The 6,756-nt window shown below is 72.0% G+C and carries 6 protein-coding genes; all 6 read right to left on the bottom strand.

Going from position 1 to position 6,756, the window contains the following annotated elements:
• Positions 1-250: 250 nt before the first annotated feature.
• Entirely contained in the window at positions 251-1,075 is an 825-nt protein-coding gene (locus ACZ4UV_RS44260; protein ID WP_390048008.1) for a Pro-rich N-terminal domain-containing protein, read from the bottom strand.
• A gap of 142 nt (positions 1,076-1,217) precedes the next feature.
• Entirely contained in the window at positions 1,218-2,309 is a 1,092-nt protein-coding gene (gene aroB, locus ACZ4UV_RS44255; protein ID WP_451020286.1) for a 3-dehydroquinate synthase, read from the bottom strand.
• A complete protein-coding gene (locus ACZ4UV_RS44250; RefSeq protein WP_451020288.1) occupies positions 2,306-2,788 on the bottom strand; it encodes a shikimate kinase in 483 nt (160 codons plus the stop codon). The genes aroB and ACZ4UV_RS44250 overlap by 4 nt, the downstream gene beginning before the upstream one ends.
• A 32-nt stretch (positions 2,789-2,820) precedes the next feature.
• Positions 2,821-4,005: a chorismate synthase gene (gene aroC / locus ACZ4UV_RS44245; RefSeq protein ID WP_467846215.1), complete on the bottom strand. Its 1,185-nt coding sequence runs from the start codon at positions 4,003-4,005 to the stop codon at positions 2,821-2,823.
• Positions 4,006-4,171: 166 nt separating this feature from the next.
• Positions 4,172-5,011, bottom strand: coding sequence for a shikimate dehydrogenase (locus tag ACZ4UV_RS44240; protein ID WP_390048014.1), 840 nt, complete (start codon positions 5,009-5,011; stop codon positions 4,172-4,174).
• Positions 4,992-6,725 carry an endolytic transglycosylase MltG gene (gene mltG, locus ACZ4UV_RS44235; RefSeq protein ID WP_467846210.1) on the bottom strand — a complete coding sequence of 578 codons (1,734 nt, stop codon included), beginning with the start codon at positions 6,723-6,725 and terminating at the stop codon, positions 4,992-4,994. The genes ACZ4UV_RS44240 and mltG overlap by 20 nt, the downstream gene beginning before the upstream one ends.
• Between the last annotated feature and the right edge of the window lie 31 nt (positions 6,726-6,756).

Here is a 6,756-nt window from a genome sequence, read left to right as displayed (position 1 = left end):
CGCCCCTCGACAGACCGGTCGTGTTCCGGCTGACCGCCGGTGGGGGCGTTCGCGCGGTTCCCCGCGCCCCTCGACAGACCGGTCGTGTTCCGGCTGACCGCCGGTGGGGGCGTTCGCGCGGTTCCCCGCGCCCCTCGACAGACCGGTCGTGTTCCGGCTGCGGGGCGGTGGGGGCTGAGCGCGCAGTTCCTCCCCCAGCCTTCGGCCGGGGGTACCCCCAGCGCCCCTGGGTTTCTCCGGTGGGCCCTCGTTACCAGGTTGGAGGGCTGGCTATTGCTCGGGTCAGGACCTCGTCGAGGACTCTGGCTGTTGTGGGGACGTCGAGCTGGGAGTTGTCGATGATCGGGAGGCCGGAGCCGTACCAGCCGGCCATGCGGCCGTGGATGCGGGCCACCTCCTCGTCGGTGAGGCGGCGGTTGCCCGTGCGTTCCGCGTTGCGCTCCAGGACGATGTCGAGGCCCGGGAGGAGGACGACCGGGAGCAGGCCGGGGCCGACGTGGCGCTTCCAGCCGCCGAGGCCGACGACCGGGCGGTCCGGGAAGACCGCGTCGTCGAGGATGCACGAGATGCCGTTGGCGAGGAAGTTGCGCGCGGCGAAGCCGCAGGTGCGGCGGGCGAGGCGGTACTGGGCCTCGGAGTGGTCGTTCCACCCGGACTGGGGGTCGGCGAAGCCGGAGCGGACCCATTCGCGGACGTCGTCGAGGCTGATGTGGGCGGTGGGGACCCGGCGGTGGTCGGCCCAGTACTTGGCCACGCTGGTCTTGCCCGCGCCGGCCGGACCGATCAGGAGGACGGCCAGGGTGGTGGTCGTCGGGTCGGGGACCGTGGCGGCGGGGGGCGTGCTCGGCATGCCCACCGGGGCGCCCGGCGGCAGCGGGACGTGGCCCGTGGTGTCGGGCGGCGGCGGGGCCGAGGGAAGCGGTGGGAGCGGCGGCTGCGGGGGCGCGGGCGGTGGCGGCGGCACGGGCGCGGGGCCCTGCGGCGCTCCCGGGTGCTGTGCGGCCGGCTGCCAGCCGGTCGGTCCCTGCCCCGGCTGATGGGGCGGCGGCAGCGGAGATCCCACTGCGTGCTGCATCCGGTGCCACTCCGTCTCGTCATGTTCGGCTGCGCTCGTTACCGAACGGTACCGCCCCCGGTGGTCGTTTGGTGAAACGGCCGGGGGCGGTCCGAAGTGCCCGTTCCACGCGGCGAATCGGGCGGAAGGAACAGCGGCGGACCTACTGCCCGACCTCGCCGTACGCGGCGAGCAGCACGGCCGGGTCCGGGCCCTCCAGGACGGTCGGCTTGGCGAGGCCGTCCAGGACGATGAAGCGGAGCAGGTCGCCGCGGGACTTCTTGTCGACCTTCATCGTCTCGACCAGCTTGGGCCACTGGTCGTAGCGGTAGTGCAGCGGGAGGCCGACGGACTCCAGGACCGTACGGTGGCGGTCGGCCGTCGCGTCGTCCAGGCGGCCGGCCAGCCGGCCCAGTTCCGCGGCGAAGTGCATGCCGACGGCGACCGCGGCGCCGTGCCGCCACTTGTAGCGCTCGTTCTTCTCGATGGCGTGGCCGAGCGTGTGGCCGTAGTTGAGGATCTCGCGCAGACCCGCTTCCTTGAGGTCGGAGGAGACGACCTCCGCCTTCACCCGGATGGAGCGCTCGATCAGCTCGGCCGTGTGCGGGCCCGCCGGGGTGCGCGCGGCCTCCGGGTCGGACTCGATGAGCTCCAGGATCACCGGGTCGGCGATGAAGCCGGCCTTGATGATCTCGGCGAGCCCGGAGACGTAGTCGTTGACGGGGAGCGAGTCCAGGGCGGCGAGGTCGCAGAGCACCCCCGCCGGGGGGTGGAAGGCGCCGACCAGGTTCTTGCCCTCGGCGGTGTTGATGCCGGTCTTGCCGCCCACCGCCGCGTCGACCATGGCCAGCACGGTCGTCGGGACGGCGATCCAGCGGACCCCGCGCAGCCAGGTCGCGGCCACGAAACCGGCGAGGTCCGTGGTCGCACCGCCACCGACACCGACGATCACGTCGGAGCGGGTGAAACCGGACTGGCCGAGCGCCTTCCAGCAGTAGGCGGCGACCTCGGCGGTCTTGGCCTCCTCGGCGTTGGGCACCTGGATGGCGACGGCCTCGTAGCCCTGCCCGGCCAGGTCGGCGCGGAGCGCGTCGCCGGTCTCGGCGAGCGCCTCGGGGTGGATCACGGCCACCCGCTTCGCCTTGTCCCCGATCAACCCGCCCAGCTCGCCGAGGAGCTGACGGCCCACCAGGACCTCGTACGGCTCGGTGCCCGCCGTACCGCCGACCTGGATCCGGGTGACTGCCTCGCTCATGCTTCCTTCAACTCCAGTGCGTCCAGGGCTGCTTGGGTGACCTCTTCGGGCGTACGGCCGTCGGTCGCCACGACGGCCGTGGCGACCTCCTCGTACAGGTGCCGCCGCGCCTCCATCAGCTCGCGCCACTGCTTGCGCGGGTTGATGGCGAGCAGCGGCCGGGCCGCGTTCAGGCCGGTGCGCTTGACGGCTTCCTCGACGTCCATCGACAGGTAGACCACCCGGCAGTCGGCGAGCAGACCACGGGTCTCCGCGTCGAGGATCGCGCCCCCGCCGAGCGCGAGGACGCCCTCGTGCTCGGCCAGCGCCGCCCGCACCGCCCGCTTCTCGATCGCCCGGAACACCGGCTCGCCCTCGGCCACGAAGATGTCGGCGACGGTGCGGCCCTCGGCGGCCACGATGTCGTCGTCGGTGTCCCGGTAGCCGACCCCGAGCCGCTCGGCGAGCAGCTCCCCGACCGTGGACTTGCCCACACCCATCGGCCCGACCAGCACCACCCTCGGCGCGCTGGTCACCGGATGGCCAGGTTCTCGAGGTACGACCGGACGTTCCGCCGGGTCTCGGGGACCGAGTCGCCGCCGAACTTCTCCGCGACCGCGTCCGCCAGGACGAGCGCGACCATCGCCTCGGCCACGATCCCGGCCGCCGGCACAGCCGAGACGTCCGAGCGCTGGTGGTGGGCCTGGGTGGCCTCGCCGGTCGCCACGTCCACGGTCTGCAGAGCCCGCGGCACGGTCGCGATCGGCTTCATCGCGGCCCGCACCCGCAGCAGCTCACCGGTGGAGAGGCCGCCCTCGGTGCCGCCGGCCCGGCCGGAGACCCGGCGGATGCCCTCCGGCGTGCCGACGATCTCGTCGTGCGCCTGGGAGCCGGGCACCCGGGCCAGCTCGAACCCGTCGCCGATCTCGACGCCCTTGATCGCCTGGATGCCCATCAGGGCCCCGGCGAGCCGGGCGTCCAGCTTGCGGTCCCAGTGGACGTGCGAGCCGAGACCGACGGGGACGCCGTAGGCCAGGACCTCCACCACACCGCCGAGGGTGTCGCCGTCCTTGTGGGCCTGGTCGACCTCCGCGACCATCGCCTTCGACGCGTCCGCGTCCAGGCAGCGCAGCGGGTCGGCGTCCAGCCTCTCGACGTCGGCCGGGGTGGGGTAGACGCCTGCCGGGGCCTTCACCGAGCACAGCTCGACCACGTGCGAGACGATCTCGATGCCCGCCGTCTCCTTCAGGTACGACCGGGCGACGGCGCCCAGCGCCACGCGGGCCGCGGTCTCCCGGGCGGAGGCCCGCTCCAGGACCGGCCGGGCCTCGTCGAAGCCGTACTTCTGCATACCGGCCAGGTCGGCGTGGCCGGGACGGGGCCGGGTCAGCGGGGCGTTGCGGGCCAGCCCGGCGAGGATCTCCGGGTCGACCGGGTCGGCCGCCATGACCTGCTCCCACTTGGGCCACTCGGTGTTGCCCACCATGATCGCGACCGGGGAGCCGAGGGTGAGGCCGTGCCGGACACCGCCGAGGAAGGTGACCTCGTCACGCTCGAACTTCATGCGCGCACCGCGGCCATAGCCGAGCCGCCGCCGCGCCAGGTGGTCGGCGACCATCTCGGTCGTGATCGGCACGCCGGCGGGAAGGCCCTCCAGCGTCGCGACAAGTGCGGGACCGTGGGACTCCCCCGCGGTCAGCCAACGCAGCCTGCTCAACGATGCTCCTCAGTGCTCGCGCCCCGGTACTGCCCTGCGTACGCGCGTCCTCGCGTACGGCGACGGCCGACCGGGTGCGCGGTCCCCGGTCCGTCATGTCCGATCCTCCCACGTCCGGGCCCTGGACCCGGTCCCCGGTCCAGCAGACGGACGCGGATCTGTCAGGTCAGCGCTCGGCGAGCGCCTTCTCCCCGGCCCGCCGCATGGCGTCCAGCGGCGCCGGGGCGCGGCCGGTCATCTGTTCGACCTGGAGCACGGCCTGGTGCACCAGGAGGTCGAGGCCGCTGACGACGGCGCCTCCGAACATGGACCAGCGGGCGGCCAGGGCGGTGGGCCAGGGGTGGTAGAGGACGTCGAAGAGGGTGGTGGGGCGCTCCGGTACGGCGGCGGCGAGGGCGTCGGTGGTGCCGGCGGGGGTGGTGGCGATCACCAGCGGGGCGTGCAGGGCCTGCTCGGCGTCGGCCCAGTCGGCGGTGCGGACCTCGACGTCGAGCCGCTCCCCCCAGTGCCGCATCTCGGCGGCGCGCTCCTCGCTGCGGACGTAGGCGACGACCTCGCCGGTGCAGATCCGGGCCAGGGCGGCCAGGGCGGAGGAGGCGGTGGCGCCGGCGCCGAGGATCGCGGCGGAGCCGACCTGTTCGATGCCGTGCTCGCGGAGCGCGGCGACCATGCCCGGGATGTCGGTGTTGTCGCCGAGGCGTCGGCCGTCCTCGGTGAGGACGACGGTGTTGACCGCGTCGACCGAGGCGGCCGTCTCGCTGATCTCGTCGACCAGCGGGATGACCGCCCGCTTCAGCGGCATGGTCAGCGACAGCCCCGCCCACTCCGGTCCCAGCGTCCCGAGGAAGCCGGGCAGTGCGGCCTCGTCGACCTCGAAGCGCTCGTACGACCAGTCGGTGAGGCCGAGTTCGTCGTACGCGGCCCGGTGCAGCACCGGGGAGAGGGAGTGGGCGATGGGCTTACCGAGCACGGCGGCCCGGCGGGCGTCAGTTGCCCGAGTTGGCATTGAATTTTTCCTTGAGCTGCTGGAATTCCGCGTAGGTCTTCGCGAATTCGGTGTTGTTCTGGCCGTCGGTCGCCACGAAATAGATCCAGCCGTCGTCGGTCGGGTTCAGTGCCGCCTTCAGCGCGTCCTCGCCCGGGTTGCCGATCGGACCGGGCGGAAGCCCCTTCTGGGTGTACGTGTTGTACGGGTCCCGGTTGCTGTTGATCTCCGACTCGCTGATGTGGATGTTGCTGGTGCCCTTCAGGTAGTTGAAGGTCGAGTCGAATTGCAGCTTCTGGTTCGTCTCGGTGTTCGTGGCCTTGAGACGGTTGTAGATCACTTCCGCCATCTTGCGGAAGTCGTCGTGTGTCTTTCCTTCGGCCTGGACGAGGCTCGCGACGGTGATGACCTGCAGCGGGCTGTCCAGGTCGTACTTCTTGGCCTCCGCCTCCAGGTCGTAGCCGGCGTACTGCTCCTTGGCCGCGGCGACCATCTGTTTCAGGATCGCGTCGGGCTTCATGCCCTTGGCCGCGGGATAGGTACCCGGGTAGAGGAATCCTTCCAGCGGATCCATGATCTTGCTGTTGGAGTTCGCGTAGCTCGGCAGGCCGAGGTTCTTGTACTCGGCCTTGGCGATCTTCTTGGAGGAGCCGGCGGAAAGGCCGAGTTTCTTGTCCAGGGCCACATAGACGGCCGCCGCACGCTCACCCGGGGTGACCACCACATTGGCCTGGCTCTTCGGGTCGAGCATCAGCAGCACGCAGCTGGCGGCGGACATCTCCTTCTTGAGGGTGTAGGCGCCCGCCTGGATCGTGTCGCCCTTCGAGTTCTGCGACTGCGCGTGGACGAACGCGTCGACGCTCTTGACGACACCGGCTTCCTTCAGCCGGCGGCCGATCTCGTATCCGCCCGCGCCCTTGGGGATCTGGACGGTCACGGTCTCGCCGGTGCCGCCGCCCGCGTAGTCCGGGGCCGCGCCGAAACGATTTTGGTAGAAGTGCCAGCCGAAATAGCCGACGGTGGCCGCACCGCCGCCGAAGACCAGGCAGACCACCAGGCAGGCGCAGCCGCTGCGGCGCTTCTTGGCGCCCTTGCCACCTTTGGCGTCCTTGCCGCGGCCACCACCGCGGCGCCCTTTCGGGTCGTCGTCCCCGTCGTCGTCATCGTCGTCGGCGCCCGTGAAGAAGGGGTGCTGCTCTTCCTCCTCCTCGACGGCCGGCTCCGGCTGCGGTTCCGGCTCGGGGCGCCGGCGGCCGGGCGGCTCCGGGGGCGGGTAGGCGTCCTCGGTGCCGTAGAAGTCGGGCTGCTCGGCGCCGTAGGCCACGGGCTGCTGGCCGTAGGGGTCGCCCGGGTCGGCGGCGTAGGGGACGTGGCCGTGGGTGCCGGTCGCGTCCCAGGTGCCCTGGTGGTACTGCTGCGGCGCATGGCCGACGTACTGCTGGTCGTACTGCTGCTGCCCCTGCCCGTGGGCGTGCCCGCCGTGTCCGTCGGCGTACTGGAGTTGGCCCTGTTCGTCGTAGTACGCATACTGCTGCTGGTCGTACCCGGCCTGCGGGTGCTGGCCCCAGTCGCCGTACTGCTCCTGCTGCGACTGCTGCGGGTAGTGCTGCGGCTGGCCGCCGTAGGGGGACTGCTGACCCACGTGGGCCTGCTGTCCTCCCCACCCGTCGTCCCCGTACAACGGGTCCTCCGGGTGCCACGGTTCGGAGCCTGGGCCCCGGCCATACTCAGTCATCGATCCCCTAGAGCCGCGAGGCGGCGCGTCA

The sequence above is a fragment of the Streptomyces sp. NPDC028289 genome, assembly GCF_055565975.1.
Note: the sequence above shows the minus strand (reverse complement) of the source record. Positions and strands in the feature narration are given on the sequence as shown.

Coding starts and splice junctions, on each gene's coding strand:
- ACZ4UV_RS44240 (WP_390048014.1), bottom strand. CDS start 5,011: ATGCCAACTCGGGCAACTGACGCCCGCCGGGCCGCCGTGCTCGGTAAG.
- ACZ4UV_RS44260 (WP_390048008.1), bottom strand. CDS start 1,075: ATGCAGCACGCAGTGGGATCTCCGCTGCCGCCGCCCCATCAGCCGGGG.
- ACZ4UV_RS44250 (WP_451020288.1), bottom strand. CDS start 2,788: ATGGGTGTGGGCAAGTCCACGGTCGGGGAGCTGCTCGCCGAGCGGCTC.
- mltG (WP_467846210.1), bottom strand. CDS start 6,725: ATGACTGAGTATGGCCGGGGCCCAGGCTCCGAACCGTGGCACCCGGAG.
- aroB (WP_451020286.1), bottom strand. CDS start 2,309: ATGAGCGAGGCAGTCACCCGGATCCAGGTCGGCGGTACGGCGGGCACC.